1 protein-coding gene and 1 pseudogene are annotated in these 2704 nt (G+C 71.7%); one reads left to right on the top strand and one right to left on the bottom strand.

What is annotated here, in order from left to right:
• Window positions 1-137: 137 nt before the first annotated feature.
• Window positions 138-1937: pseudogene (locus AC2W7M_RS23300) on the bottom strand (ABC transporter ATP-binding protein).
• 400 nt (window positions 1938-2337) lie between these two features.
• Between AC2W7M_RS23300 and AC2W7M_RS23305 the strand changes: the two are divergent.
• Entirely contained in the window at window positions 2338-2598 is a 261-nt protein-coding gene (locus AC2W7M_RS23305) for a zinc-finger domain-containing protein (RefSeq protein WP_486135298.1), read from the top strand.
• The last annotated feature ends 106 nt before the right edge of the window (window positions 2599-2704 follow it).

Consider the following 2704-nt stretch of genomic DNA (forward strand, 5'->3'; position numbering starts at 1 on the left):
GATGGCAGCCTGCCCTTCTTCGTCGGCCTCGCCGTGGTGCTGCCGGTGCTCGGCCACGCCACCTGGCACCTCTCACCGCCGCCTCGTGGTGTGAGCGGGCGCCCGCCGGAAACCCCGGCGGCGCCCCTGAGGCCGCGTCAGGCGGCGAGGCCGCGCATCAGCTCCAGGGCTGCGCTCGAACAGGCGGCGATAGAGCCCGCCGTCCTTCGCCACCAAAGCGTCGTGGTCGCCCTCCTCGACGATCCGGCCCTTGTCGAACACCAGCAGCCGGTCGAGCGCGCGCACGGTGGAGAGCCGGTGGGCGATCACCAGCGTGGTGCGCCCCACCATCAGGCGCTCCATCGCCTCCTGGATCAGCGCCTCCGATTCCGAATCCAGGCTGGAGGTGGCCTCGTCCAGGATCAGGATCGGCGCGTTCGCGAGGAACGCGCGGGCGATGGCGACGCGCTGCTGCTCGCCGCCGGAGAGCTTCACGCCCCGCTCGCCCACCAGCGTGCCGTAGCCGCGCGGCAGCCGCTCGATGAAGCCTGCGGCATTGGCCAGCTCCGCCGCCCGGCGGATGTCCGCGAAGGCGGCGTCCGGCCGGCCATAGGCGATGTTCTCCGCCAGCGAGCGGTGGAACAGGATCGGCTCCTGCTGGACCACCGCGATCGCCCGCCGCAGCGAACCCTGGGAGACGTCCCTCACGTCCTGGCGATCCACCGTGACGCGGCCGTCGGTGACATCGTGCAGCCGCTGGATCAGCTTCACGAAGGTGGACTTGCCGGAGCCGGAATGCCCCACCAGGCCCACCCGCTCGCCGCCCTCGATGACGAGCGACAGGTCGCGGTAAAGCGGCTCGCGGTGGCCGCCATAGTGGAAGGTCACGTTCTCGAACGCGATGCGTCCGTCCGTGACCTTCACCGGCCCGGCGCCCGGACGGTCGGCGATGGCGGCGCTCTGCTGGTGGATTTCCACCAGTTCCTCCAGGTCGTTCACCGAGCGCTGCAGGTTGTGCACATGCATGCCGATGTCGCGCAGGTAGGAGTGCACCACGAAATAGGTGGTGAGCACATAAGCGACGTCGCCCGGCCCGGCACGGCCCTCCCACCACAGCCACAGGGCCATGCGACGATGACGGCGCGCAGCCCCAGCAGCGCCAGGAGTTGCGCCGTGCCGGCCCAGGTGCCGGCCATCCAGGTGCGGCGGGTGCGGGCGTTCCACTTGCCGAGCACGCGGTTGAGGCGGTCCTCCTCGCGCGCCTCGGCGCCGAAGCCCTTCACCACCGCATTGCAGCTCACCGCATCCGCGAGCACGCCGCCGACGCGGGTGTCCCAGGTGTTGGAGAGCCGCGCCGCCGGCGCCACATAGTTCAGCGAGAGCACGAGGGTGAGCACCACGAAGCCGGCCGCGCCCAGCGCCACGGCGAAGCCCATCACCGGCCAGTGCCAGCCGAGCAGGAGCGCGGAGCCCAGCAGCGCCACCCCTGAGGGCAGCAGCGCCACCAGCAGCGTGTCGTCCAGCAGGTCAAGCGACCACATGCCGCGCGAGATCTTGCGCACGGTGGAGCCGGCGAAGGTGCTGGCGTGCCAGTCCGCCGAGAAGCGCTGCACCCGCGCGAACGCTTCCGAGGCGATGTCGGCCATCATGCGCAAGGTCAGGCGCACCAGCGCCACGAAGGAGAGGTGGCGCGCCGCCACCATCACCGCGCCGAGCACCAGCATGGCGAGGAAGGCGTCCATGGCCGCGGCATAGGCGGCCGACCGGTCGCCGCCGGAGGCGACCGCCTCCACCAGGCGGCCTGCATAGACCGGGACGAACACCTCGGCGAGGGTCGAGACCAGCACGCAGAACCCGGTGGCGCCGATCAGCGCCGGGCGGCGGCGCCAGTGGCGCCAGAGGAAGGCGAAGACGGCGCGGGTGGGAACTCCGCGCTTGTGGGTGCGATAGAGCGACATGACAGCGATCCGGCGGCGCGGGACGCGACGCGCCGGCCTTTGGCAGACGGGGAGGTGCGCGGCGCAGACGCCGCGGGGCGGACGTGCGGTCCTGGAAGGGTCAGGCTGAAGGCCGTCGGGCCGGGCGCGGATGGCGCCGGCGGGGGACCGCGAGAGGCGGCTCAGCTAGCCGTGGGCGCCCGGAAGGAGGGCGCCGAAGGCGGACATGCGTTCGTTCATGGATCGCCCCTCCTCTTGCTGTTGCGGCGGCGGTGGAGTGTGCCCTCGGGCAGGACTTCGGGCAAGGCCCTCGTCCGACCCGGCCCGTGCGACGCCGAAGTGACGCGGCGCACGGGCCTTTCATGGCGGCGCATGTGGGGGTAAGGTCGCGGCGCTTTTTAGGAGAGGCTCGGGCGGAACCATGGCGCACGCGGACATTCCCCACTTCTGCAACGACCTCGGCGTCACCGTCATCGAGGTGGGCAGCAAGGAATTCATGTGCATCGGCGCGAAGCCTCCCCTCGACCACCCGCACATCTATTGCGATCTCGGCGACGACACCGAGATCGTGTGCCCCTACTGCTCCACGCTCTACCGCTACAATGCCGCTCTGGCGGCCGGCGAAGCGAAGCCCGAGGGCTGCGTCTGGCATGGCGCCGACGCCCCCAGCGCCGCGGCCTGAGCCGGGTCCGCACCTGCACGATCCGGCCGCTCCGGCCGGCACCGGCCGGGGAGGCCGGATTGGATGAGGCCGGCCCTCGGGCCGGGATTGCGAGGCCGGCCCTCGG

The sequence above is a fragment of the Xanthobacter sp. BG11Y11_SDJG genome, from assembly GCF_057364445.1.

Coding starts and splice junctions, on each gene's coding strand:
- AC2W7M_RS23305 (WP_486135298.1), top strand. CDS start 2,338: ATGGCGCACGCGGACATTCCCCACTTCTGCAACGACCTCGGCGTCACC.